Source organism: Comamonas sp. (genome assembly GCF_036643215.1).
Taxonomy (GTDB): Bacteria; Pseudomonadota; Gammaproteobacteria; order Burkholderiales; family Burkholderiaceae_C; genus Comamonas.
On record NZ_JAVXSJ010000018.1, the window covers coordinates 59,583 to 85,638 of the forward strand.

At 60.1% G+C, this 26,056-nt stretch carries 21 protein-coding genes and 1 tRNA gene; 11 read left to right on the plus strand and 11 right to left on the minus strand.

The genetic code is table 11. The features are described from left to right. Positions 1-114: 114 nt before the first annotated feature. The 6 genes from RSF91_RS13385 (at position 115) to RSF91_RS13410 (ending at position 7,298) form a co-directional block, all read left to right on the plus strand. Entirely contained in the window at positions 115-1,656 is a 1,542-nt protein-coding gene (locus tag RSF91_RS13385) for a Do family serine endopeptidase (RefSeq protein WP_332568887.1), read from the plus strand. Positions 1,657-1,934: 278 nt separating this feature from the next. Then, positions 1,935-3,470 (plus strand): phosphatase domain-containing protein, encoded by a 1,536-nt coding sequence (locus tag RSF91_RS13390; protein WP_332568888.1) that lies wholly within the window; start codon positions 1,935-1,937, stop codon positions 3,468-3,470. 51 nt (positions 3,471-3,521) lie between these two features. Next, positions 3,522-3,926 carry a hypothetical protein gene (locus RSF91_RS13395; protein WP_332568889.1) on the plus strand — a complete coding sequence of 135 codons (405 nt, stop codon included), beginning with the start codon at positions 3,522-3,524 and terminating at the stop codon, positions 3,924-3,926. A 163-nt stretch (positions 3,927-4,089) separates the two neighbouring features. Further along, a complete protein-coding gene (locus RSF91_RS13400) occupies positions 4,090-4,749 on the plus strand; it encodes a response regulator (protein ID WP_332568890.1) in 660 nt (219 codons plus the stop codon). Continuing rightward, positions 4,746-6,119, plus strand: a complete 1,374-nt coding sequence (locus tag RSF91_RS13405) for an ATP-binding protein (protein ID WP_332568891.1) — start codon at positions 4,746-4,748, stop codon at positions 6,117-6,119. Before RSF91_RS13400 ends, RSF91_RS13405 begins: the two co-directional genes overlap by 4 nt. Positions 6,120-6,272: 153 nt before the next feature. Then, positions 6,273-7,298 carry a sensor domain-containing diguanylate cyclase gene (locus tag RSF91_RS13410; RefSeq protein WP_332568892.1) on the plus strand — a complete coding sequence of 342 codons (1,026 nt, stop codon included), beginning with the start codon at positions 6,273-6,275 and terminating at the stop codon, positions 7,296-7,298. A gap of 108 nt (positions 7,299-7,406) precedes the next feature. Here RSF91_RS13410 and RSF91_RS13415 read toward each other — a convergent pair. From RSF91_RS13415 to RSF91_RS13445, 7 genes are all read right to left on the minus strand, one after another. Next, a tRNA-Arg gene (locus RSF91_RS13415) sits at positions 7,407-7,481 on the minus strand. Between the two features lie 196 nt (positions 7,482-7,677). Continuing rightward, positions 7,678-12,000, minus strand: a complete 4,323-nt coding sequence (locus tag RSF91_RS13420; RefSeq protein WP_332568893.1) for a translocation/assembly module TamB domain-containing protein — start codon at positions 11,998-12,000, stop codon at positions 7,678-7,680. A 2-nt stretch (positions 12,001-12,002) separates the two neighbouring features. After that, positions 12,003-13,910, minus strand: coding sequence for an autotransporter assembly complex protein TamA (locus RSF91_RS13425; RefSeq protein WP_442878852.1), 1,908 nt, complete (start codon positions 13,908-13,910; stop codon positions 12,003-12,005). Between the two features lie 4 nt (positions 13,911-13,914). Next, positions 13,915-15,102 (minus strand): vWA domain-containing protein, encoded by a 1,188-nt coding sequence (locus tag RSF91_RS13430; protein WP_332568895.1) that lies wholly within the window; start codon positions 15,100-15,102, stop codon positions 13,915-13,917. A gap of 18 nt (positions 15,103-15,120) precedes the next feature. After that, positions 15,121-15,723, minus strand: coding sequence for a GNAT family N-acetyltransferase (locus RSF91_RS13435; protein WP_332568896.1), 603 nt, complete (start codon positions 15,721-15,723; stop codon positions 15,121-15,123). 11 nt (positions 15,724-15,734) lie between these two features. Next, the gene (locus RSF91_RS13440) at positions 15,735-15,953 is read right to left on the minus strand and encodes a hypothetical protein (protein ID WP_099735804.1); all 219 of its coding nucleotides are present in this window, start codon (positions 15,951-15,953) and stop codon (positions 15,735-15,737) included. A 29-nt stretch (positions 15,954-15,982) separates the two neighbouring features. Next, a complete protein-coding gene (locus tag RSF91_RS13445; RefSeq protein ID WP_099735805.1) occupies positions 15,983-16,837 on the minus strand; it encodes an AAA family ATPase in 855 nt (284 codons plus the stop codon). A gap of 116 nt (positions 16,838-16,953) precedes the next feature. Here RSF91_RS13445 and RSF91_RS13450 point away from each other — a divergent pair, with 116 nt between their 5' ends. Beyond that, the gene (locus RSF91_RS13450) at positions 16,954-17,616 is read left to right on the plus strand and encodes a c-type cytochrome (protein WP_332568897.1); all 663 of its coding nucleotides are present in this window, start codon (positions 16,954-16,956) and stop codon (positions 17,614-17,616) included. Between the two features lie 66 nt (positions 17,617-17,682). Here the strand turns inward: RSF91_RS13450 and RSF91_RS13455 are convergent, their stop codons facing one another. Together RSF91_RS13455 and kefC are read right to left on the minus strand one after the other, a co-directional pair. Next, complete coding sequence (locus tag RSF91_RS13455; protein WP_099735807.1) at positions 17,683-18,135, minus strand: DUF1841 family protein; 453 nt, start codon at positions 18,133-18,135, stop codon at positions 17,683-17,685. Between the two features lie 16 nt (positions 18,136-18,151). Beyond that, positions 18,152-20,062: a glutathione-regulated potassium-efflux system protein KefC gene (kefC, locus tag RSF91_RS13460; RefSeq protein ID WP_332568898.1), complete on the minus strand. Its 1,911-nt coding sequence runs from the start codon at positions 20,060-20,062 to the stop codon at positions 18,152-18,154. A gap of 193 nt (positions 20,063-20,255) precedes the next feature. Here kefC and RSF91_RS13465 point away from each other — a divergent pair, with 193 nt between their 5' ends. Next, positions 20,256-20,888, plus strand: coding sequence for a LysE family transporter (locus RSF91_RS13465; RefSeq protein WP_099735809.1), 633 nt, complete (start codon positions 20,256-20,258; stop codon positions 20,886-20,888). A gap of 131 nt (positions 20,889-21,019) precedes the next feature. After that, on the plus strand, positions 21,020-21,484 hold the full coding sequence (locus RSF91_RS13470; protein WP_332568899.1) for a MaoC family dehydratase: 465 nt from the start codon (positions 21,020-21,022) through the stop codon (positions 21,482-21,484). Positions 21,485-21,552: 68 nt separating this feature from the next. On the opposite strand, the gene trmL is transcribed toward RSF91_RS13470, so the two are convergent. Both trmL and RSF91_RS13480 read right to left on the minus strand, forming a co-directional pair. Continuing rightward, entirely contained in the window at positions 21,553-22,047 is a 495-nt protein-coding gene (gene trmL, locus RSF91_RS13475) for a tRNA (uridine(34)/cytosine(34)/5-carboxymethylaminomethyluridine(34)-2'-O)-methyltransferase TrmL (protein WP_332568900.1), read from the minus strand. Between the two features lie 73 nt (positions 22,048-22,120). Then, positions 22,121-22,885 (minus strand): ComF family protein, encoded by a 765-nt coding sequence (locus tag RSF91_RS13480; RefSeq protein ID WP_332568901.1) that lies wholly within the window; start codon positions 22,883-22,885, stop codon positions 22,121-22,123. An 89-nt stretch (positions 22,886-22,974) separates the two neighbouring features. Here RSF91_RS13480 and RSF91_RS13485 point away from each other — a divergent pair, with 89 nt between their 5' ends. Next, positions 22,975-23,883 (plus strand): class I SAM-dependent methyltransferase, encoded by a 909-nt coding sequence (locus RSF91_RS13485; protein ID WP_332568902.1) that lies wholly within the window; start codon positions 22,975-22,977, stop codon positions 23,881-23,883. A 579-nt stretch (positions 23,884-24,462) separates the two neighbouring features. Next, positions 24,463-26,052, plus strand: a complete 1,590-nt coding sequence (gene coxB / locus RSF91_RS13490) for a cytochrome c oxidase subunit II (RefSeq protein WP_332568903.1) — start codon at positions 24,463-24,465, stop codon at positions 26,050-26,052. The last annotated feature ends 4 nt before the right edge of the window (positions 26,053-26,056 follow it).

A 26,056-nucleotide genomic window follows, 5' to 3' on the forward strand; every position in this document is an offset into this window, starting at 1 on the left:
CCGCAAATCTGCGATTTGCTGGGCGGTGTTCGCGCCTCTAAGTCTGGCCTAAGTCTTGACGTTCAAACTTCCCTTCAACAGGCACCGATGCGGTGTTTTTTTGAAAGGATTGCCATGAACACGATTTTGTCTACTCCCCGTCGATTGGTAATGGCTCTGGTCGCTGCCGGTGCGATTGGTGCACTGGGTGCGACTGGTGCCGGTCTGGTAGGTGCGCGCAGCGCAGCGCAGGCGCAAGTGACTCAGGCTGCAGTGTCTGCACAGCCTGCAGCGCTTAATTTACCTGCGGTCAATGCTCCTAATTTTGCAGATATCACCGCGCGCAATGGTGCGGCCGTGGTCAACATCAGCGTGGTCGGCTCTTCTCGCTCCATGCGTGAGGAAGAGGGCGACCAAACCAGCGAGCGTCAGCAGCAGGGTCAGGGCATCAGCCCCGATGATCCCTTCTTTGAATTCTTCCGCCAGTTCGGCATGCCCGGCGGCCCCGGCTCTCGCGGCCTGGGTCCACGTGCGCAGCAGCCTGATACGCCCATGCGTGGCGAAGGCTCGGGCTTTATCGTCTCCAGCGATGGGGTGATTCTGACCAATGCCCATGTGGTGCATGGCGCCAAAGAGGTGACGGTCAAGCTCAACGACCGGCGCGAATTCAATGCCAAGGTGCTGGGTGCTGATCCCAAGACCGACGTGGCCGTGCTCAAGATTGATGCCAAGAACCTGCCCACGGTCAAACTGGGGCAGACCAGCCAGTTGCGCGTGGGTGACTGGGTGCTGGCCATTGGCTCGCCTTTCGGCTTTGAAAACAGCGTGACCGCTGGCGTGGTCAGCGCCAAGGGCCGTTCGCTGCCTGATGATTCTTTTGTGCCTTTCCTGCAGACCGACGTGGCCATCAACCCCGGTAACTCGGGTGGCCCGCTGTTCAATGCGCAGGGCGAGGTGGTTGGTATCAACAGCCAGATCTACACCCGCTCTGGCGGCTATCAGGGCGTGTCGTTTGCGATACCGATCGAGGTTGCAACCCGTGTGCAGCAGCAGATTCAGGCCACAGGCAAGGCGCAGCATGCCAAGCTGGGCGTGAGCGTCCAAGAGGTCAATCAGGCCTTTGCCGATTCCTTCAAGCTGGACAAGCCCGAAGGTGCACTGGTCGCCAGTGTTGAAAAGAACGGCCCGGCCGCCAAAGCGGGGCTTGAGCCCGGCGATGTGGTGCGCAAGGTGGATGACAAGCCCATTGTGGGATCGGGCGATTTGCCTGCGGTGATTGGTCAGTCCATGCCTGGCCAGAAGGTGACGCTGGAGGTCTGGCGCAAGGGTGAAGCCAAAACCCTGAACGCCACCTTGGGCGATGCCAGCGAGAAGGCTGTCAAGACCGCCAAGGCCGCCGCAGATGAAGGCCAGGGCAAGCTGGGTCTAGCTTTGCGCCCCCTGCAGCCTGAAGAGAAAAAGCAGATCGGTGTCGATGTCGGTTTGCTGGTAGCGCAGGTCAGCGGCCCGGCTGCAGCGGCAGGTATTACCGAAGGGGATGTGCTGCTGTCCATCAACGGCGTGGCAGCTGGCGATGTGGATGCTGTGCGTGCGGCAGTGGCCAAGGCCGACAAGACCGTGGCGGTGCTGATCTGGCGTGATGGCAACAAGATTTTTGTGCCGGTACGATTGGGTTAATGCATCAGCCTGCGTAGAAAAAACAGCACCTGTTTTCAGGTGCTGTTTTGTTTTTTGTCTTTTATTGATTTAAAACAAAAACAATTTGAATTAATGGCGAATCAATGGATTTCCCCATCACATTGACCCGTTTTGAGGGATCTCGAATCTTCAAGCATGTAATGTCAGAGGCTGTCGGTCCGACACATTTCTTCGCCTGAGGCAAGGCCTTTGATGACGATTCGTGACCGCAATCAAACATGACGGCCCTCGGTGCAGGCGCTGCGAGGGAGACTTCTTTGGAACAGCAACACAGTCTGCAGGTGCAAGGCCTGGGGGCTTCATATGGCCCGCGCGTCATTTTGGCGGAGGTGGATTTCGCGCTGCCAGTGCATGGCGTGACCGCGCTGCTGGGCCCTGCAGGCACGGGCAAGTCCACACTGCTGCGCACGCTTGCTGGGCTGAATACGGCCAACCCGCGTTTTCGTTGCTGGGGACAGGTGTCTTATGCCCAGCAGCCACTGAACATGCCTTTGACGGCCGATGGCGCGCAAGCCCTGCCGCGACTGGTGCAGCAGCATGCCCGCCTGATGCGTGCCAACACGCTGGATGCGTTGATTGAAATGGCACGCCAGACTGAGCAGCGATCACCGCTGGAGTGGCGCAACTGGGTCACCGAGCAGCTGCAAAACTACGGCTTTGCCGAGCTGGCGCAGGCGCTCGATAACCCCACCATGATGCTGAGCACCGTGCAGCAACGGGCGGTAGCCATCTTGCGCGAGGCATGGGCCAAACCGGCGGTGCTGATGGTGGATGAACCCACAGCGGATCTGGACGGTTACGAAGCCTTTTTGCTGCTCGACGTGCTCAAGCAAATTGGCCAGCAAAGCAGCGTGCTGCTCGTCACCCATCAGCAGCAACACGCACAGGCTGCAGCGCAACAGATGCTGCTGCTGGCTGGTGGCAGCATTCAAGAAGTGGCCCGCATGGCCGACTTTATGCACCGCCCGATTAGCGCAGCGGGCCAGCAATTTTTGCGCAGCGGCAGTTGCGCCGTGCCCATGCCCGGCACGCCGTTGCAAGAGCTGGCCGACGATGTACTGCCTCCGCCCCCTTTGCCAGCGGCGGCGCTGGCCGCCATTGCGGAATTTGCGCAGCAGCCGGTTGCAGTGATTGAGTCTGCGGCGCTGGTTGAGGCCGTTCCTGAGCACGATCCCGAGCCTGTGGTGGCTCAACCTGAACTACCGGGTGCGAAGGATGCAGCGCCTGCACCGGCTCCCGCCTATCAGCCCCGCGCTATCAACGCCGCCGTACTGATGGAAATGCAGCCCTTAGTGGCTGCTGAAAATGCCGTTGCTGCCAGTCGTGGCCCCAATGGTTTTTCCTGGCTGGTGCCGGGTCGCCTTGCGGGCACACCTTGGCCGGGCGTGGTGCATGACATGGATATCGACCTCAAGGCGCTGAGCCGCTGCGGTGTGACCATGCTTATTACGCTGACGGAAAAAGACTTTCCGCAAGATGCTCTTGCCCGCCATGGGCTCAAGAATTTTCACCTGCCGGTCTACGACCATGAACCGCCGACCGTCGCGCAGATACAGATGCTGCTGGCGCGTATGTCGGCGGCCATGCGCCGCGGTGAGGTACTGGCCGTGCACTGCCTGGCGGGACTGGGCCGTACCGGTACCGTGCTGGCCGCATGGATGGTGCGTGAAGGCCTGACCGCCGAAGAGGCACTGCGCCGTGTGCGTTTGATTGACGCGCAATACGTGCAGTCCGAAGCGCAGGAAGCCCTGCTCTATGAATACGAAAACGCGCTGCTGCTGAAGATGGGCTGATGCCCAAAGTGTTGCGCGCCGCTGAATTGAAATTAAACAAGTGAGAAAACGATGAGTTTGGATTCTGTATTGACGCAGGCTGTGGCCTCTGTGCCTGAATGTCTGGCTGCTGGTTATGTGGATGCTGCCTCTGGCATGTTGCTGTCGATTCGCACCGTGGATTCGCATCCACGTGAAGTGATTGATCTGGTGGCTGCTGCCACGGCCGATCTGTTCAACGGCCCCAATGTGTCCATGATCGAGACGCTGTTCAAGCGCTCGCGCGGTATCAGCGATGACGGCCACCATTACTTTCAGGAAATTATCATCAACAGTGACAACCTGATTCACGTCTTTTTGCGCAGCAAGAACGTGACCGACTACGTGGCCGTCTTTGTCTGCCGCCGCACAGCCAATCTGGGCATGGCGCTGACCAAGGCGCGTATGGCCATGCCGGGGATTGAAGCGGCGGTTTAAATGACCCTGAGACGACAGCCTCGCTGCGCGGCGGCGCTGGCTTGCTGTCTCTTGCTTCAGGGCGTGCCAGTTTTAAACGGCGCGCCCTTTACTTTTTCTGAGCTGCTGTGACCATCTCGAATACTGGATCGGCACCGCCGCTCAGGGGCGCTATCCTTAGACCATGCGTTTACTGCTTGTTGAAGATGACACCATGATTGGTCAAGCCGTGCTTAGCTTGCTGCGCGGTGATGGCTATGTGGTGGACTGGGTACAAGATGGGGCTCAGGCCGATACGGCCTTGCACGGCCATCAGTACGACTTGGTGCTGCTCGACCTGGGTTTGCCCAAGCTCGATGGCTTGCAGGTGCTGCGCCAGTTGCGGGCGCGCAAGGATGCGACGCCTGTGCTGGTGGCGACGGCACGTGATGCCGTGAGCGACCGCATCGCAGGGTTGGATGCCGGGGCGGATGATTACGTCATCAAGCCTTATGACATGGATGAGTTGCAGGCTCGCATTCGCGCGCTGACGAGGCGTGCTGCCGGGCATCTGGATGCGGTGTATGAGCACAACGGCATCATGCTCAACCCAAACACCCGGGAGGCCAGCGTGAACGGCCAGCCCGTCATGCTTTCTGGGCGTGAATGGGCGGTGCTGCAGGCGCTGCTTGCAAGACCGGGCAGCACGCTGTCGCGCCAGCAGCTGGAGGACAAACTCTACGGCTGGGGCGATGAAGTCAGTAGCAACGCAGTGGAGGTCTACATCCACGGCCTGCGTAAAAAGTTAGGCGCGGCAGCCGTACTCAATGTGCGCGGCCTTGGCTATATGGTGCCCAAACCATGAGTACGCGCAGCACCCAATCCATGCTCAGATTGCCCGGCTCGCTGGGCGCACGTCTGCTGCTGTTTATTGGCGCTGCCATTGTGCTGGTGGCGGTATTGCAGGGCATATTGGCCTATCGAAATGCGCTGGAGCAGACTGATGCGCTGTTTGACTACCAGATGCAGCAAACCGCCCTGGCCTTGCGCGCAGGTCTGCCGGTTGATGCCAGAGGGCGCCCACAAGGCACGCCGCCTGAAGATGAAAACAATGAATTCATTGTTCAAGTCTGGACCAATGAAGGTTTGAGAATTTTTGAATCTGCGCTGGGCGATGCGCTGCCGCAAATGGCGGTGCTGGGCTTTGCAGATGTGCCAGCGCGCGGCACCACGTATCGCGTGTTCTCGCTGCAGACCCGCTCGCAAGTGATTCAGATTGCGCAGGACATGCGCGTGCGCCAGTTGCTGGCGCGTGAGGCAGCCTGGCGCAGCCTGTTGCCCGTGGTGCTGCTCTTGCCGCTGCTGGCACTGGCGGTGTGGTGGGTGATTCACCAGTCGCTCGCCCCTGTGCAGCGCGTGCGCCATGAACTAGCGGCGCGCAAGCCTCAGGATCTGGCCCCTGTCTCCATGGATGGCCTGCCCGATGAAATACGCCCGCTGTTGCAAGAGCTCAACAGTCTGCTGCAGCGCGTGCAGCAAGCGTTTGAAGCGCAGCAGCACTTTGTGGCCGATGCCGCGCACGAGTTGCGCTCGCCACTGGCGGCTTTGCAACTGCAATTGCAGGCCTTGCGCAAAGCGCCTGATGAGGCCGCGCAAGAAGATGCGCAAGAGCAACTGGCCGCAGGCATTGAGCGCGCCAAGCGACTGGTTGAGCAATTGCTGGCGCTGGCCAGACAAGAGGCAGCGCAGACCGCAGTAGGCGAGGGCAGGCAACAAGCGGATTTGCGAGCCCTGGTAGAGCAGGCATTGGCTGATGCGGCGCAAGCGGCGCAGGCCAAGGGGCTGGATATGGGCTTGAGCGAAGACCCGCAGATGCAAACCGCATTCAGCGTGCCCGCTGATCCACAGGCGCTGGCTGTGCTGCTGCGCAACTTGCTGGATAACGCCATCAAATACGTGCCCGCAGGCGGCAGGGTCGATGTGGGCTGGCTGCAAGACAACCATGGCCGCGCGCTGGTGGTCGAAGACTCTGGCCCAGGTATTCCGGTGGCCGAGCGTCAGCGTGTGTTAATGCGATTTGTGCGCGGGGAGGATGCCGGAGGCATGGCCGGCGGCAGTGGTCTGGGGCTGGCCATTGTTCAAAGTATTGCGCAGGGCTGCGGCGCGCAGCTCTTGCTCGATGAGTCCCCAGCGCTGGGTGGGCTGCGTGTCAGAGTCTTGTGGCCTAAGGCGTAGTCCGACAAACGATTACACCAAAACGGAGGCGGTTACATCTTGAGCTGCGCTGCATGATGGGCTTATGAAGCCCTGCGATGCTTGTTCAGGCATGCTTGTACTTTCACCCGGTATTCCCTATTTTTTGATTTCGACTGTATTAGAGGTCGCCCGATGACATCGATTGTTCAGCGTCTTTCCCAAACCGTGACAGCGGCACAGACGCTTTCTGCGTTCACGCGGCCGCTGCTGGAAATTGTGATCGAAGTCACTGAGCTGGAATCAGCGTACCTCACCACCGTGGATGAAGCCCGCGGCGTGCAGAACGTGCTGTACTCGCTCAATACCAGTCAGATGAACATCCCCGAAGGGCTGGAGGTCCCCTGGTCTGACACCCTGTGCAAGCGCGCTCTGGAAGAAGGCCGAACTTTCACCGGCAATGTGCAGGAATGCTGGGGCGACTCGGACGCAGCCCGGGCTCTGGGTATACAGACCTATGTCAGCACGCCCGTGCGCTTTGGCAGCGGACAGCTCTACGGCACGCTCTGTGCCACCAGCAGCAAGTCTCAGGGCATCAGCGGCGAGGCGGAAGATGTGCTGCGCCTGTTCTCCAAAATCATTGCCGGCTTTGCCGAGCGCGATCAGCTGGTGCGATCGCTGCAGCGCGCCAATGAAGAACTGGCCTCGCTGGCCATGCTCGATGCCTTGACAGGACTGCCCAACCGGCGTTGCGTGACGGAGGAACTCAACCGCGTCATCGCTCACTGCAGACGTACGCGTGAATGGGTGCTGGTCGGCTTTATCGATCTGGATGACTTCAAACAGATCAACGACCAGTTTGGTCATGAAGCCGGTGATTCGCTGATGCGCATTTTGGCCGAACAGCTGAGCGAAGCCTTGCGCGGCAGCGACATGCTGGCCCGCTTTGGCGGCGATGAATTTGTCATGGTCGGCATCGGCCCGCAACTGCAAGAAGACGGCGATGCTGCGCTGCAAGATTTGCAGACCCGCCTGTTCAACGCATCAATAGCCAGCGTGGAACTGTCTGACGGCCGCAAGATTGACTACGCTGGCGCCAGCGTGGGCATGGTCTGCCTGATGCCCGACAGCACCGATGTGGATGACGCCCTGCAAAAAGCCGATGCCGCCATGTACAAGGTCAAGGCCTCACGCAAGCAGTCAGAAGTGGTCGCTACTTGAATCGGGTAGCTGTGGAGAGATGGGCCATATTTGAGTCGAGCTAGGGCAATGTGAATTGCCTGACGCTTTCCAGATAATAAAAAAGCACCTGAAAAGGTGCTTTTTTATTGGTATCCCGGAGTGGAATCGAACCACTATTTATTTCTTAGGAGGAAATTGTTCTATCCATTGAACTACCGGGACATCTGTTTGGGCTGCAAATCGTTTGCAATCTGGCCTGAATTCTACCCTGCGTTGCAGCGCTCCCAGAGGCTTGGCGGGGCTGAGCCTTGTCAAGTCACCAACCCAGCAGCCGCCGCAGGGGCGGTGCGCTGGGTTGGTTGTCAATTTTCATAGCTGCTAGCGCTTATCAAATAAGCGCTACAGGCCTTTTTGATGCTCAATCCTTGCGCACGGTATAGACGATATCCAGCGCGCTGGTCATGCCGGTCTGGGCGCGCAGTGTGACGCTGCGGGACAGGTCGTAGAAGATGTAGATGATGCCCATGGCCCCCGACAGGCTCTGCTCGTAGGTCAGGTAGAGCTTGTCCGAGATGCGCTTGCCCAGGGTGAGTGCAGCGCCTGCAGCATCGCTGCCGTCGCCACCGCCCTTGAAGCCGACTTCATCCAGACCCAGGCTACCGGCAATCTTGCCGCTGGCGCTGTTGCCACCCGCCAGCAAGGCCATTGCGGCTTGCTGCAGCAGGGCGCTGCTGGCGCCACCTGCAGCGGGGTCGCGGCCCATGACGACCCAGGAGAGCTTTTCTGCATCGGGCAGGTCAGGGTCTGAATACAGCAGCACGCGGGGCGCGCTGGCTGTGCCCAGCACTTGCACACCGGCCTTGACGGCGATGTTGGGGCGCAGGGCCAGAATATCCAGCGATGGGTTGTTGTAGGGGCCGTTGAAGCGGATCAGGCCGGTCTCCACATTCAGCGACTGACCCCATGCGCGGTAACGGCCTTCCTCTGTTTTGATTTCGCCGGTCACGCTGGGCGGGCCGCCCACATAGCTGGCGCCTCGCACCTCAAGCTGTCCGAGCAGGCGCGTGGTGATACCAAAACCTTGCAGCGCAAAGTCCCGGCCCATGTTGAGCTTGACGAGAATGTCCGGCACCTTGCGCGGAGTGGCGCGGGCCTGTTCTTTGCGGGCCTGTTTCTCGGCACGCTGGCGCTCTTCTTCCTCGGCCTTGCGTGAGGCGGCAGAGCGCACCACTACGTCCTTGTCCAGCGATGGCGCAGATTCCTCGGGCAGGATGATGGATGCCCGGTCTACAGTGAGGTCACCACGCAGCGTGAACTGGCCTTGCTCCAGCTTGGCTTGCAGGTCGCCAGAGACGCTGACTTGCCGGTCTGCGCGCACCAACACCTGAAGCTTGCTGGCCTTGGCCTGCAGATTCATGCTCAGGCCAGGCTCGGTGTCTTTGCCCGGTGGTGTGAACTGGGCGTAGCCGGTGCCGGTCAGCAGGCCGCCATCTTCAGGGGCGCTGGTCAGGTTGCCGCTGTAGCCCAGAATGCGCGCGTGGCTGCCTTTGCCGCCCTTGAAGCGCAGCTCGGTAATGTCCAGCCGCGTGCCTTGCAGCTTGGCGTGCAGAATGCCGTCGCGCAGATCAACCCCGTCAAGCAGAGACAGAATGTTCAGCGCATCGGCCTTGATATTGCCTTGCCATTGCGGGTCTTGCAGATTGCCGCTGATGGTGGCATCAGCCGCCAGTGTTCCATGAATGCGCCAGCCCGGCGGGGCAAACAAGGCCCAGATGCCCATGTCTGGCATGTTGGCGCGCAACTGGCCTGAAAGAGGGGCGTTGCCGGGCAGCGTCCAGCCGCCTTGCTGGTAGCTGAGCTGGGTGCGCAGGTCGGCGTTGAGGGTGCCTGCGCGCTCGCTGTCCCACAGCAGCTTGGCGGTGACCTGACTGCCTTGCGCCTGCACGGTGAGGCGAATGTCTTTGATACGAGAGCGCATGCCAGCGCCGCTGATATTGCGGGTGCGTGTGCCGCCCGCGCGGTTGGCGGTGGCGCCGGTGGTCTGAACGACGGTGGTGCTGGAGCCATCGTCCACCGCCAGCCGCAAATCGCCCGCAGCGCGCTCGACCGTCAGGTCTGCCTTGAGGTCTTTGCCCAGCGTGTCCAGATTCCAGCTGCCGTTAAAGCTCAGGTCGCCAGACAGGCCTGCGGCCTCCAGCGGCGGGTCATCGTCGCCCAGACTGAAGGCATCTACCCATGCCAGCGGAATGCGCAGTGTCTTACCGGCACTGCGCACACCCCACGCACCGCTGCCGGTGCGGGTGACAGAGCTCTCGTTCCACTCCAGCTGCACGGGCGCCAATGGCTCGGAACTGGTACGGCGCATGTTCAGCTTGGGCGGCGTGATTTGCAGCTTGCCTGCGCTCAACTGGTAGACCGTGTTGAGCACGGTATTGCCGCTGGTGCGCTGCGTAATCTGCACGGGCGCGCCGGGTTGCAGCTGCACGGCCCACGGGCCGGGTTTGTCGTTGCCGGGTTTTAGCTGGGCTTGCAGCTTTTCAAAGCTGGCTTGCCAGTCCAGCGGTGCCGTGCCTTTGCCGCCCGTCAGACCTGCTTGCAGGGCGGTTTCGATCTGCACGCTTTTGCCTGCCTGTTGTGCCTGCGCGCTCAGGTCGATTTTGGCGCTTTCGGGGCTGCCGTTCAGGGTCAGTCGCAGGGCCGGGATGACGATGGCTTGATCGGCCTTCGTGCTAGCTGGCCGATAGCGAATCTTGTCGCCTCGCAGCTGGGCTTGCATTTGCAAACCGCTGGCGGGGATGGGCGCGCCATGGGCCGCGCTCAGGCGTTGAAGCAGGTTTTGCCAGCCGCCTTGCAACGCCATTTGCAGATCGGCAGAGCCATCGAGCTGCGCACCGGCCAGCGGGTCTTTGATGCCCGGCAGCTTGCGCAGCCATTGCGTGAGGCTGGACATGGACGCCAGCTGCAACTGGCTTTGCACCTTGCCACTGTCAGGGCCCATGTGTCCATCCAGATTGAGCTGCGCGCCGGGTACTGTGGCTTTGAGCTGGGCCTTGGCCTGCTGGGTTTCGGTGTTGAACTCCACAGCCTTGGCGTTGATGCTGGCCTGCAGCGCTTCGAGCTGCAGTTTTTCCAGCTGCAGCAGCGGTGCCTGCCACTGGCCGTTGGCGGCCAGCGTCTGAATGCGCAGCGCCTTGCCAGCAGGCTTGCCTGCGGCATGCAGGTCGACGGAAAAGGCGACGGCAGGGGCGGGTTGAGGCGCCTCTTGATCAGCCGGGTTGACGGGGACGGGCGGCGTCAGTGTCTCGGCATGCAGCGAGCCTTCCAGCGGCGCGGCTTCCAGGCTGCTGAGGATGTCTGCGGGGTTGAGCTGCGAGACTTGCAGCTTGCCGTCAAACATCTGGCCCATGGGCACGTAGCGGCCTGTCAGCTTGACTTGGCCTTTGCCAATATCGATCTGACCGTCATCCACCCGCCACTGGCTACCGTCGAAGAGGATCTTGGCCTGCAGCTGTTGCAGCGGCAGGCGTTGCTTGTCCCAGGGGCCGGGCAGGGCGTTGGTGAATGCGGTGTTCAGCATCCAGATCTGCTGGGTGTCGCTATGGGACTGAGATGGCTGACCAACGGTCGTGGCCGAGTCGGTGGAAACTTGCGCCTGACCGGGGCCAGCGCTTAGCTTGCCAGACAAGGCCGTGCGCGGGCCCTGAGGCCAGAAGGCGGCAACGTCCAGATTTTTGAGTAGCGCCTTGGCAGACAGCAGTGGCTGCGATTTCCATGGAGCGATGCTGGCTTCAATATCGGCCAGCATGGGCTGGGAGTCCAGCGGTTTATGCTCTGATTTTTCTAGCTGCTTGCGCTTGTCATTGGCTGGTTTTGATGCGTTTTTATCGCCAGACGCTTTGGCATCAAGCGCTGCAAGCTCTTGTTTTTGTATCTCCGCCTCAGCATGCGCGGTGATCTTGAGTTGCGCTGCTTCAGTCGCCAGCGTGCCTTCAATCTGTGCATTGGCCAGTACGTCGATCAGCGACGGTGTGGCGTCACCCTGTTTAGCCTCCAATGGGTTGGGGGTCTGGAGCTTGCCTTGCAGCTCGATTTTGGTCTGCATGGGTGCAGCGCCCTGAATGCGCGCCAGCATCTGGTAGTTGCCATCTGCGACCTGCAGGCTGCGAATCTGCAGATCGTGGTGGCTGCCGGTGTATTCATAAATGCCGTTCAGGTTTTGCACCACGGCTTCTGGCGGGCCTTGCCAGATGATTTGATCGACCTTGAACGGCAGCTCAATCTTGATGGGTAGCTTCAGCGACTGCAGTGGCTCGCTGGGTTTTTTCTCGGGGTCAGGTGTGCTGGCAATGCGTACTTCGGCGATATGCACTTCACCGAGCTTGAGTGTGCGCGCCAAAATCAGTGGCCTGAATTGCCAGGCGATCTTGGCGTCCTTGACTTCGACCTTCATGGTCGGGCTTTGCCACTGCAGCCAGCCAATATGGCCGCCGTTCTTGACGCTGCCTGAAACCTCTTTAGCTACCAGCGTCTGGTTGGCGGGCAGCCAGCCTGCCACGCGTTGCAAGGTCTGGTTCAGAGAATCGTCTTTACCAATCCACCACAGCAGGCCGCCCACGGCCAACACGATGGCCAGAAATGCGGCGGCAAAAGTCCAGCCCAAGGCGCGCAGCCAGCGGCGGCGCTTGGGCAGCACCGGCGCGGCGGGTGCCTGGGTGGGGGTTGAGTTGTTTTGTTCTGCCATGCTTAAAACGTGAAGCCAAGGCGCAGGTGCAGGCGCAGTTTTTGCTCCTGCGCGCCCCAGGCGATATCTGCTTGAATCGGGCCGACCGGGCTTTTCCAGCGCATGCCAGTGCCTATGCCTACGCGCGTGTAGAGGTTGTTGATTTCATCGCCCACGGTGCCTGCATCGATGAACAGTGTGTGTTCAAAATCTTGCGTGTTGCCCTTGATGGTGATGGGGCGCTGCCATTCCACACTGCCCATGGCCAGGTAGCGACCTGCAATCACGCGGCCGTTTTCGGTGCGTGCGCCAATCGACTGATAGCCATAGCCGCGCACCGTGTTGTCGCCACCGGTCAGAAACATGATGGTGGTGGGCAGGTCCACATCTTTCTTGGCCAGCGCGGCACCTACGCCCACCTTGAGCTGCAGGCGGCTGCGGCGGCGGGTTTCTTCATCGCGATCGCCCATCGGTATCAGGCTGAGCCAGCGTCCCGTGATGCGGCCAAAAGGCGAGCGCTGTGGGGTCAGTGTGGTGCCGACTCCGGCTTCTGCCGCCAGTCCAAAGCCGGATGTGGGCAGCAGGTTGTTGTCGAAGTAGCGAGCCGTCCAGCCATAGTTGGCCAGCAGCGATGAGGCGCCGGGCGGCGCACCGTCGCCCTGAGTCTTGGCATAGTCGTATTGCAGATAGAGATTGCGCTCTATGCGGTCTTCGGCCTTGCTGCGGCCAAAGCGCATTTGCGCGCTGTTGGTATAGAAGTCGCCTGCGGGCGCACGCTCCAGCTTGCCACCGGCAAACCAGCGCCACAGGTTTTCATCGGGCAGGCCTACCAGCTGGGTCGATATCAAAGGGTTCTTCTTGTCGATCTGCAGCTTGCTCACGGCACGCCAGTCCAGGCCGGGTACTTTGTTATAGGTGTGATCGACGGACAGGCGTGGCCCGGTGTCGGTGCTCAGACCCACACCGAACACCCATTTCTGCAGCTTGGCCTCGCGCACCTTGGCAATCACAGGTGAGGTGACGGCTGCGCCTTGATTTCTGCGCTGCTCGTCGCGCTGCGCCTCGGTATCGGTCTGCAGCGGAGAGTCGGCCAGCGAGAGAAACACCGAGTCGTAGTAGCCGCTGCTGACCAGACGCTGCTGCGCATCGAGCATGCTTTGCTGGTTGTATTCCTGCCCTTCGGGTAGGCGCCCAATGCGGGCGATGCGAATGGGGTCGTAGCGCTCGGCGCCTTCAATCTGCAGCGGGCCAAAGGTATAGGCTGGGCCGGGGTCGTAGGTGACGCTGACCTGTGCCTTGTTGGTGTCTGCATCTACATCGGCCAGACTGGTATCTATGCGCGCCAGCGGATAGCGGCGTTTTTGCAGCTCTTTGAGGCCGCCGCTCTTGGCACTGCTCCACGCCGATTGTGAGAACTGCTCGCCCGCTTGCAGTGGCCAGTTCTCTTCAATCTGCAGGCGCTGCGAGGTGCCCAGTTCATCGCTGGCATTGATGCCCGTAAAGCGCACTTCAGATTTTTCAATCACCGTGGGCGGGCCGGGGTCAACCTTGACCACAACCTTGCGCGGCGTGTCTTCATCGGGTGTATCGGTCAGCTCTACGGTCACGCTGGGGCTGAAGTAGCCCATCGTTCCAATCAACTCGCGCACATTGGCATCGGTTGAGCCCAGCAGGCGCGTCAGCTCGCGTCGCTGCAGATCGGGCTGGTGGCGAAAGCGTTTGAGTTCGAGGTGCTGCTCAAGGAGCGCACGAACTTCCTTGGGGGCATCCACCTCCAGCGTGAAAGCGGGCGGACCGCTGGTGTCGATGCCCATGGCATCGGCGTCTTTGTCTTTGGGGGACAGTAGGCTGCAGCCGCTGAGCATCAAAGCGGCTCCCAAAAGCAAAGCCGGCTTCAGGGCCGGCTTTTTCAGGGGCAAAGTCTGGAGCATCGTCCTATTTTGACAGCATGCGCATCGCGTCTTCCAGCCCTTTAAGTGATAAAGGGTACATACGGTCGCCCATCAGCTGCTGAATGACGCTGATGCTCTGGCGATATTGCCAGACGCCTTGCGGCTCGGGGTTGATCCAGGCAAAGCGCGGGAAGGCGTTCGTCAGGCGCTGCAGCCATTCGGCACCGGGCTCTTCGTTCATGTATTCGACCGAGCCACCGGGCTGCAGAATCTCGTAAGGGCTCATGGTCGCATCGCCCACAAAGATCAGCTTGTAGTCTTTGTTGTACTTGCGAATGATGTCCCAGGTTGAAAATTTCTCGGCAAAGCGGCGGTGATTGTTCTTCCACATGAAGTCATAGACGCAGTTGTGGAAGTAATAGAACTCCAGGTGCTTGAGTTCGCCCTTGACGGCGGAGAACAGCTCTTCCACTTTCTGCACATGCTCGTCCATGGTGCCGCCGACGTCCATCAGTAGCAGTACTTTGACGTTGTTGTGCCGCTCGGGAATCATCTTGATATCGAGGTAGCCCGCATTGGCCGCCGTGGCGCGAATGGTGTCTGGCAGGTCCAGCTCCAGCTCGCTGCCTTGACGGGCAAACTTGCGCAGGCGGCGCAGTGCCACCTTGATGTTGCGCGTGCCTAGCTCCTGCGTATCGTCATAGTCGCGGTAGGCGCGCTGCTCCCACACTTTGACGGCGCTCTTATTGCGGCCCGGCCCGCCAATGCGAATGCCTGCGGGGTTGTAGCCGCCATGGCCAAACGGGCTGGTGCCACCCGTGCCAATCCATTTGTTGCCGCCTTCGTGACGCTCTTTCTGCTCTTCAAGGCGCTTCTTGAGCGTCTCCATCAGCTCGTCCCAACCCATGGCTTCAATCTTGGCCTTGTCCTCGGGGCTGAGTTCGCGCTCCAGCAGCTTTTGCAGCCAGTCTTGCGGAATCTCTTTGGTCAGATCGGCCAGCATTTCGACGCCCTTGAAATAGGCGGAAAAGGCTCGGTCGTATTTGTCGAAATGCTTTTCGTCCTTGACCAGAATGGTGCGGCCAAGGTGGTAGAAATCATCGAGGCTCCAGCGGTCTTCGCTCTTGGGGCCGATGATGCCAGCGTCCAGCGCTTCGAGCAGGGCCAGAAATTCTTTGACCGAGACCGGCAGCTTGGCTGCACGCAATGTGTAGAAAAAATCGATCAGCATTAAATTGAGCTCCAGCGCTTATTTGGCGGGCGCATGCTGCTCTAAAAGATAGAGCAACTGCGCACGGACCTCGGGCCACTCGCCGCTGCGCATGCTGTACATCACGGTGTCGCGAATCGTGCCGTCGCGGCGCAGCGCATGGCCGCGAATCACGCCATCTTTTTTAGCCCCCAGCCGCTCAATAGCGCGCTGGCTGGCAAAGTTGAAATTGTCGGTGCGCCAGCCTACGACATGGCAGGCTAGCGTGCCGAAGGCATGGGCCAGCAGCAGTAGCTTGGCCGAGGTGTTGACATGGGTGCGCTGCATGCTTTTGGCATACCAGGTGTAGCCAATTTCCACGCGGCGAATGGCGGGAACGATGTCGTGATAACTGGTCGTTCCCAGTACCTTGCCCGTCGCATCGTCGATCACGGCAAACGCAAAGCGGTGGCCTTGATCGCGCCCCAGCAGGGCGGTTTCGATATAGCTGCGCACCTCTTGCGGCGCAGGCACGGAGGTGACGCGAATCTTCCACAGCTCGCCGTCTGTTGCGGCGGCGATAAGGCCGGCTTCATGACTCAACGCCAGTGGCTCCAGCCGCACGCCACGGTCGCGCAGGGTGACGGGTTCTACAAAGGCCATGATGTACTCACTCAAACGGTTTTGCGTTTGCGCCAGAGTCGGGCCAGCTTCAGGCCTAGCCCGCCACCCAGACCCACCAGTGCAATGGCTGCAATGCTGCCGGCACCGTAGCCCTGGGCAAACAGATCAAGGCCCAGCACATGTGCAACGCCCCAGCCCAGAAGGGCGCCGCCGACAAAGCCGACGGCATCAGAGCAGCCTTCCATTAGCAGTTGTTGGGCGTTGCTCATGGTCTGTCTCCTTGGGCTATTTTTATGGTTTAACGGTTGCGCTGGTTCATGAAGACCAGCTTCTCGAACAGGCTCATGTCCTGTTCGTTCTTCAGCAGCGCGCCGACCATGGGCGGCACGCTCACCTTACCGTCTTCTGCCTGCAAAGCGGAAGCGGGAATCTCCTCGGCCACCAGCAGCTTGAGCCAGTCGATCAGCTCAGATGTAGAGGGCTTTTTCTTCAGCCCTGGCAGATTGCGCACGTCATAAAAGACCTTCATGGCGGCGCTCAGCAATTCGCCCTGAAGCTTGGGGAAGTGCACGGCCACGATCTGGCGCATGGTGTCCGCATCAGGGAACTTGATGTAGTGGAAAAAGCAGCGGCGCAAGAAGGCGTCGGGCAGCTCTTTTTCGTTGTTCGAGGTGATGAACACCAGGGGCCTGTGCTTGGCGCGAATCATCTCACGCGTTTCGTAGCAGTAGAACTCCATGCGATCGATTTCGCGCAGCAAGTCGTTAGGGAACTCGATGTCGGCCTTGTCGATTTCGTCGATCAGCAGCACTACCGGCTCATTGGCCGTAAAGGCTTGCCAGAGCACGCCCTTGATGATGTAGTTGTGGATGTTTTTGACGCGTTCGCTGCCTTCGATGTCAGCCAGCTGGCTGTCGCGCAGACGGCTTACCGCGTCGTATTCATACAGGCCTTGCTGGGCCTTGGTGGTGGACTTGATGTGCCACTGCAGCAGCGGCATCTTCAGTGCCTCGGCCACTTCTTCGGCCAGCATGGTCTTGCCAGTGCCAGGCTCGCCCTTGATGAGGAGCGGGCGCTGCAGGGTGGCAGCAGCGTTGACGGCCAGCATCAAATCTTGCGTGGCAACGTATTTGTCGGAACCTTGAAACTTCATGGGCGGTATCAGCGTAAGTATTGATAAGCGTGCCAAATTCTCACTGCCATAATCGTTTGCACTGCAGCAAGGCTTTTGAGCACCCGTCTGAACTCTTGAAGGATTGTGCGCGAAAAATGATAAAAACTTGGACCACGGTAATGGCCGTAGTTGTCGCCTCAGTGACCGGCGTGGCACATGCCCAGGCCGTCAAGGGCAACGCGAAAGCAGGCGAAGGCAAGATCGCCATGTGCATCGGCTGTCACGGTATCACCGGCTATCAGGCCAGTTTCCCTGAGGTGTACAAGGTGCCCATGATTGGCGGGCAGAACGAGGCCTATATCGTCTCGGCCCTGAACGCCTACAAAAAAGGCGAACGCAAGCACCCCACCATGCGCGGCATTGCGGATCCTCTGAGCGATCAGGATATTGCCGATGTTGCCGCTTTCTATGCCGGTCACGGCAAGGCCAAGGAAGGCAAGGCTAAGGAAGCCAATGCCGCAGTCACCGCGCTGCTGCAAAAGGGTGCCTGCTTCTCCTGCCATGGCGATGGCTTTGCTAAACCGATTGACCCCAGCTACCCGAAGGTGGCGGGCCAGTATTCGGACTATGTCTTCCGCGCCCTGCAGTCATACAAGACCGAGAACAACCCGCTCATCGGTCGCAGCAATGGCGTGATGGCAGGCATTGCCAAGCAGTTCAAGAACGACGAGCTGCAGCAACTGGCCAAATACATCGGCAGTCTGGACAGCGAGATGCAAGTGGTGGCACAGCCGCACTTTCGTATGGGTCAGAAGTAATTTGCGCCTTTGCAAAGAAAAAGCCCGTGAAAACGGGCTTTTGTTTTTGGTGAAAGCGGTGACTGCTTAACTGGCGCTTTTGAAGCTGCCGTCAGTGGTTGCCAGGCGCTGTACGCCAGCGACATAGGCTTCGCCATCCGGCGCGCGACCCGAGCGCTGGCTTTCCCAGAGCATCTGGCCCAGACACTCCATGGCGGCATGGTGCGCGTCATGCAGATCACGCTTGCGGGTCAGCAGCTCTACGGCCTGGCGAATGCCACGCGGAGAGTCCACGCTGCACTGCTCGCTGATGGACAGGTGCATGGACAGGTGCAGGAACGGGTTGGTGCGTTCGGTCTCGGCGTCATAGTTGCGCGCAAGGGCTGCATCTACGTCCGAGAGCTCGTCAAAATACTCGGGGTGTTCGGCGATCCACAGGCTGGCCAGCGTCTCGATGGCCTCCATGGGCCCGCCGCTGATCATCTTGGCGCGCACACCGCAAAAAAATCGCCGTACGTCGGCTTGACTGGGGTTGAACATGATGGCGCGCAGCGTATCACGGCTGCTTTGAGTCAGCTGGGCTGTGGTTTTGCTCGCTGGCGGCGGGTGTATCAGGTGCATCGGACCCATCAGGCATTTCTGTGCCGTTCTCCAGCAGGTCGGCACGCTCTTTGGCCATTTGCTCCACCAGTTGCTGGCGGCCTTGTTTGGAGACGGCGATCAGCTTGTTCTTGTCCTTGTAGTGCGGGTACATGCGCTCGGCCAGGGCCAGATTGTGTTCTCTGAAGCGATCGGTCATGTGCCGGGCATTTGCCGGGCTCTGGCCGATCAGCTCCAGCACCGACTGGGCAGACACAAGGCTGGATTCAAACACTTCACGCTGGGCGTGCTCCACGCCCAAGTCGCGCAGGCGGAACCAGTGGTTCAGATCGCGGCTGCGGGCCACAATTTGCAGGTTGGGGAAATGCTTGCGCACTTGGCTGGCAATTTTGATGGATTGCTCGGTTGAATCAACCGCAATCACCAGCACGCGGGCCTTGGCGGCGCCAGCAATGCGCAGCAGGTCCATGCGCGTGGCATCGCCATAAAAGACGCCATGGCCGTAGATTTTTGCGGCCTCCAGTATTTCCACGTTGTGGTCGAGGATGGTGGGGCGTATGCCTTGCGCCAGCAGCACGCGGGCGACGATCTGACCGTAGCGGCCAAAGCCAGCAATGATGATGGGCGCTTCTTGCTGCTCTGAGATTTCCTTTGCTTTGCTGGATTCAGCGTTGTCGTCCTTGATGGTGGAGAAGCGGCGCAGCAGCAACTTGTCCAGCGCGACCAGTAGCAGCGGGCCCAGCAGCATGGACAGGGCCACGGCCGCAACCAGCATGGATGAGACGTTGTGGTGAAACACCTTGTACTGGGCAGCAGTCTGGAACACCACAAAGGCAAACTCTCCCCCTTGTGCCAGCATCAGCGTAAAGACAGGGCGCTCGCGCCAGGGGATTTGCATGAAGCGCGCCAGACCAAAAATCATCAGCGCTTTGAGGGTGATGAAGCCCGTCACCATGGCGGCCATGGCCCAGGGCGACTGAAGGATGACGCCAAAGTCAATGCTCATGCCCACGGCCATGAAGAACAGGCCCAGCAGCAGACCCTTGAAGGGTTCGATATTGGTTTCCAGCTCGCTGCGATATTCGCTGTCGGCCAGCAGTACACCGGCGAGAAATGCGCCCAGCGCCATGGACAGGCCCACTTGCGTCATCAGCATGGCAATGCCTACGACCAGAAGTAGCGAGGTGGCGGTAAAAATCTCGGGCGTCTTGCTGCGCGCAATCCATCGCAGCAGGGGTTGCAGCAGCAGGCGGCCGCCAATGATGACGGCGGCAATCGTGCCCACGGTCTTGAAGATGGTCAGCCAGAGATGGCTGTCAGTGTGCGTGGCGTTGGCCGCCTTGTAGGCGCCCAGAATGGGAATCAGCGCCAGAATGGGGATGGCAGCCACATCCTGAAACAGCAGGATGGAGAAGGCCGCTTGCCCGCTGGGGGTGCGCATGAGGTTGCGCTCGGCCATTACCTGCAGGCAGACGGCGGTGGATGACAGGGCCAGGCCCATGCCTGCAATCAGGCTGACACGCCACGTAAAGCCAAAGCCCCAGGCTGCCAGAAACAGAATGCCGGTGCAGACCACCATCTGCGCCATGCCCCAGCCAAAAATGGGCCGCCGTAGCTCCCACAGTCGCTTGGGCTGCAGCTCAAGGCCGATCACAAACAGCATGAGCACCACGCCAAACTCGGCAAAGTGCAGGATGTCGTCGACATTGCTCACCAGCCCAAAGCCCCAGGGGCCCATGGCAATGCCCGCGCCAAGGTAGCCAATGATGGAGCCTAGCCCCAGTGCTCTGGCTATAGGGACGGCGAGCACTGCCGCCGTAAGGTAGATGAAGCCGTAAGTCAGCCAGATGGGGGAGCCGTGTTCCATGGGGGAGTGTTATTTGGTGTTTACCCTAGATGGATTCCATTTTGGCACCCGGGATCAGGTGTCTGCTTTTGGCCGGACGAAAAGTGGAATGAATCGCTACCTGCTGCTTATATCGTCAGGTCAACTGCGCGTCTGCAAGTTGATGGCGCAACTTTTAAGATAGCGGTTTTGTGACTGGGTATTTGGGACTGGTATGGACTTGCACACATGGTTCGCGTTTTTTGTGGCTTCCTGGATCATTGCGGTGTCGCCGGGGTCGGGGGCGGTGCTGTCTATGAGCCATGGCCTGTCCTATGGCGTGCGCAAGACCAGCGCCACCATCATGGGGCTGCAGCTGGGTTTGTTGCTCATTTTGTTGATAGCTGGGGCAGGCGTGGGTTCACTGCTCATGGCGTCTGAATGGGCGTTCAACGCTGTGAAGATTGTGGGGGCTTGCTATCTGATTTATCTGGGCATCAGCCAGTGGCGCTCGGGCGGATCGCCGCTGGCCACGCAAGAGGCCATGCCTGAAGTCAGTCTCAAAAAGCGGGTACTGACCGGTTTCTTGACCAATGCCACCAACCCCAAGGGCATTATCTTCATGGTGGCCGTGCTGCCCCAGTTCATGACTACCAGCCGCCCGCTGGCGCCGCAGTTGGCCATTCTGGCTGTGACCATGCTGGCGGTGGACACCACGGTCATGCACAGCTACGCAGCTGGTGCCAGCGCCTTGCGCGGGCTGATGCGCAGTGCGCGGGCCATGCGCAATCAGAACCGTATCTTTGGCGGCTTGCTGATGGCGGTGGGTGCTGGTCTTTTCTTTGTACAGCGCGGTACCGAAGCTTGATCTGCTTTTAAAACCATAGCTGCCTGCGCTTTATTAAATTAGGCTTGAGGCGTATTTTTCTTTGAATTCAGGGTAAGCCCCTTGTCCCGCGTCAGACATGACGCAGGGCAGGGGGCTTCTACATTGAGGGCATGAAAACCTTTCGCTCCTACTCCGAAGTGCTGGCCTGTATTGGGCAGGAAGTCGCCGTCAGCGACTGGATCACCATTAGCCAGGCACAGATTCAAATGTTTGCCGATGCCACGGGCGATCAACAATGGATTCACACCGACCCGGAGCGCGCTGCCAAGGGTCCGTTTGGCGTACCGATTGCCCATGGCTTTCTGACCCTGTCTCTGCTGCCACAGTTTTTTGACGGCACGTTTGAGATTGAAGGCTCCAAGATGGGTGTGAACTACGGTTTGAACCGTGTGCGCTTCATGGCCCCCGTGCCGGTCAACAGCCGCTTGCGTGCCCGCATGACGCTGCAGGCCGCAGAGCGAATCGAGCCCGGCGGCATACAGATGACCTGGCAGGTAACAGTAGAGCGCGAAGGCGGCGACAAGCCCGTGTGTGTCGCCGAATCGCTGGCGCGCAGTTTTGGCGCAGCGGCCTGATTGCTCTTATCAACAAAAAAGCCCCACGGCATTGCGCCTGGGGCTTTTGTTTTGGGTGTGGTCGTTAATCAGGGGGCGGGCACAGGCTCGGCCATCGCCGCACCGTCAAAGCCTTGCTGGCGCCAGGCCTCAAATACTGTCACCGCTACGGCGTTGGACAGGTTCAGGCTGCGCTGTGATGCCAGCATGGGCAGGCGCAGGCGCTGCTCATTGGGGAACTGGGCGCGCACGTCGGCAGGCAGGCCTTTGCTTTCAGAGCCAAAGACCAGCCAGTCGCCTGCTTTGAAATGAATAGCATGAGCTGGGCTACTGCTGTGCGTGGTCATGGCAAACATGCGGTCGCGCTGGGGCTGGCAGGTTTCGATGAAAGCCTCCCAGTTGGCGTGGCGGGCCACGTTGGCGTACTCGTGGTAGTCCAGACCGGCACGGCGCATGTGGCGGTCTTCCATGGAAAAGCCCAGCGGCTCAATCAAATGCAGGCTGCAGCCCGTATTGGCAGCCAGGCGGATGACGTTGCCTGTATTGGGTGGGATCTCGGGCGCCACAAGAACGATATGAAACATGGGGCGCTATTGTGCAGGCGGGCCTTTACCCGTGCTGCCAGCCCAGGCAGTTTTTGGATCTGGCGAATATGGATCAAGCCGTGCGGGCCAGTACCACGGCGCAGACGGAGGCGGCCCCCGCCGTCAGCAGGCAACTGGCCAGAGCGTCCAGCGTGGCGCCCGTGGTCATCACATCGTCAATCAGCAGAATGTGGCGGCCCGCAACCTGCTTCGTCTGCGCCGGTGCAAGGCTGAAAACACCGCGCAGCTGGCGCAGGCGCTGCTCGCGTGTCGATGAATGCTGGGCAAGCTCCAGGTGTTTGCGCTGCACCACCTGCGTGAGTACGGGGCGCTTGATGCCCGATTGCCTTGCCAGCGCGCGTGCCAGCAGCAAGCTGTGGTCAAAGCCGCGCTCGCGTATGCGCTGGCTGGTTGTGGGGACGGGTAGCAGCACATCACAGGCCAGCAGTTGCTCCTTGACTTCAGGGTGGCTGGCCAGCAGGCGGCCCAGACTGCGGGCCAGCCCCAGATCGGCCTGAAACTTGTAGCGGGTGATGAGGTCTTGCCAAGGGTAGGCGTAGCTCAGTGCGGCAGTGCAGCGCTGGAGCTTGGGTGGCTGCAGGAGGCAGGCACCGCAGGTGCAGACCAGTGCCGGCAGCGGTATGGCGCAGGTCTGGCAGCGATGAAAGCGGCTAACCCAGCGCGCACGGCAGTCATGGCAGATGCGTGGCCCCGGCCAGCGGCCGCAGACGGCGCACTGGCTGGGCAAGGCGTTCAGCCAGTTTTGCAGCTGACGGCGAAAGTGCAGGCGCAGACGCTGGTGAAGCTGCGAAAGCCATGTCGCATGAAGGTCGGGCATGGAATCAATATACTCGCGCCGCATTGATTCTCTTTCAGGCAGGGGGTGAGCGGCTCGCTCCCTCAGCCTCTTGCCCGCCTTGTTTGCCCATGTCTCACGCTCTTCCTCCCACTATTGATTCTGTAGCTGCTAACCATTGGCATACGGCCGCTCCGGCTGAATCGCCTTGGTTGCATGAGGAGGTGGCCAGCCGCATGCAGCAGCGGCTGGACTGGATTGTGAAGCCGCCCGAGCAATGGTGTCACTGGGAGCCGGTGCGCGGGGGCATGGCATCGCACAATCTGCTGCGCGAGCGCTATCCGCAGGCTGAATGCACGATTTACGAGCCCGTGACCCAGCGCCAGGCCATTGCGCAGGAGAAACTGACCAGCCGCTGGTGGCAGTTGGCTCGCTGGAAGGGCGCTGCCGCGCAGGTGGGCGAGCCTGCGGACGGCAGCCTGGACATGCTCTGGGCCAATATGCTGCTGCATAACGCGGCTGACCCACAGACGCTGATTGAGCGCTGGCACAAAGCGCTCAAGGTGGATGGCTATGTGATGTTCTCGGGTCTGGGCCCAGACACCGTGCAGCAGCTGCACCGCCTGTATGCCCAGCTGGGTCTGGGCCCTGCAGGTCACACTTTTACCGACATGCATGACTGGGGCGACATGCTGGTGCATTCTGGCTTTGCCGAGCCGGTGATGGACATGGAGCGCATCACGCTGACCTTTGCCACGCCAGAGCGTTTGCTGCAAGAGCTGCGCGAGCTGGGGCGCAATTTTCACCCAGCCCGTTTTGCGGGTCTGCGCGGCAAGCGCTGGAAGGCCGATCTGCTGCAGAAAATGGCCGAGCTCTGGCCCGACAAGCAGGCCGATGGCCAACTGTCACTGACCTTTGAAATCGTCTATGGCCACGCCTACAAGCCTCAGCCCAAGGTGCGCCTTGAAGCCAATAGTGCTGTCTCGTTGGAAGACATGAAGGCCATGCTCAAGCAGCCGCGCAACACGGGTTTGCGATAGTTCAAGTGTCGTTTTCCGGTCATTGATTTGGCGCAAAGCTCCCTACAATTTCCCCAAGTTATTTCATAGATAGCAGCCATCTTTCGGGCATCTCTCCTGCCTGAAAGAGACAAGACAGTGCGGCTTGAGTCGCCGGGGGAGATTCGGGTGTTTCGCTTTGCCAAGGGGACTGGCCAGCGGGTTTCTGAGCGGCCAGCTCACGCAGTTCATCATCACCAAAAGCCAGCCTCGCGCTGCGCTGACGCATTCATGTGCACGGCTGTCGCCGCAGTACATGCGCGTCCTCATCTCTCTACCTCTGTTGCGGCTGCGATGCCTGTTTTAGCCATGCCCGGTGTTTGCCGCGCATGCGCTTGTCGTTGTTGGTTTCGAGGTCGATCAGTGCTGCCAAGGCATGGCTGATTGGCATGGGTTCCCGGTACATGCATTAGTGAATGCGCGCAGACAGTGCTATCAAATTTTGGGGCATGCTGCGGTGTAGTTCGCAAGGGTAGTGTGAGTGCACAGCCTTCTGGCGCAAGCGGCGCGCAAGCAGTCTGAGCGAGTGGACAAACTAAGGCTTAGAGGTAAGTGAAAACGATGAAAAACATTTCCACCAAGCTGGTTCCCTGGAGTTTGGCCTTGGCAGCGTGGGGTAGTTCCATGGCTTACGCCGCGCAGGATTTGCCGGGAGGCCCTGCCGTCAACCAGCTCAACCTGCATCCGCCTGTGACGCGCATTGCCGTGGAGCAGCACTGGCTGCACTGGATGATGCTCATCATCTGCACGGTGATCTTCCTCGGCGTATTCGGGGTGATGTTCTATTCCATCTGGAAGCATCGCAAATCCCAGGGTGCCAAGGCTGCGAATTTTCATGAATCCGTCAAGGTAGAAATCGCCTGGACGGTGGCCCCCTTCATCATCGTCATCTTGATTGCACTGCCTGCGACCAAGGTGCTGGTGGCACAAAAAGATACGACCAACGCCGACCTCACGATCAAGGCTACGGGCTACCAGTGGAAATGGGGTTATGACTACCTCAACGGCGAAGGCGAGGGCCTGGCCTTTATCTCCACGCTGGATACGGCTCACCGCCAGATGTCCAATAGCGGCGATGTGAGCAATGCGCCCAGCGACTACCTGCTCAAGGTTGACAACCCGCTGGTGGTGCCCGTTAACAAGAAGGTGCGCATCATCACAACCGCCAATGACGTGATTCACTCCTTCATGGTGCCGGCCTTCGGTATCAAGCAGGATGCGATTCCCGGCTTTGTGCGTGACACCTGGTTCAAGGCCGAGAAGATCGGGGACTACTACGGTCAATGCGCCGAGCTGTGCGGCAAAGAGCATGCGTACATGCCCATTCATGTGAAGGTGCTCTCTGCCGAGAACTACACCGCATGGGTGGCTGGTGAGATGAAAAAGCTGGCCGCCAAGGCCGATGACCCGAACAAGGTCTGGGCTCTGGCTGATCTGGTGACGCGAGGCGAGAAGGTCTATGCCGCTAACTGCGCAGCCTGCCACCAGCCCAACGGCAAGGGTGCAGGACCCATCAAGGCGCTGGATGGCAGCCCGGTGGTGTTGGGCCCCACGGGCGACATGATGCATGCTGTGCTAGAAGGCCGTGCGAACGGTGCCATGCCAGCCTGGAAGCAGCTGAGCGACACCGATTTGGCTGCCGTGGTGACCTTTGCCAAGAACCACTGGAGTAACAAGACCGGCCAGCTGGTGCAGCCCGCGCAGTTTGTGGCGGCACGTGGCGGCAAGTTCCCTGAAGGTGGCGCTGCCGCCCCTGCAGCACCAGCGGCCGAACCTGCTGCACCTGCACCTGCACCTGCTCCGGCAGAAAGTGCCCCCGCAGCGGCCAGCGAGTCCGGTCCTTACCAGGTCTTTTTTGAATCCGGTAAGAGCACGCTGGACGACAAGGCTCAGGCTGCTGTGAAGAAAGCCGCCGAGTACTGGTCGGCACACAAGGACGGCAAGATTGCACTGTCCGGCTTTGTGGACTCCACCGGTAACGCTGAAAAGAATGCCGAGCTGGCCAAGGAGCGAGCCAAGGCCGTCTCCAAACTGCTGACCGAGAGCGGCATTGCCACCGACCGCATCGAGATGCGCAAGCCTGAGACCATCACGGCCGCAGCGGGAACTGACCAGCAGGCACGCCGTGTTGACATCACGGCCGCCCAGTAAGCCC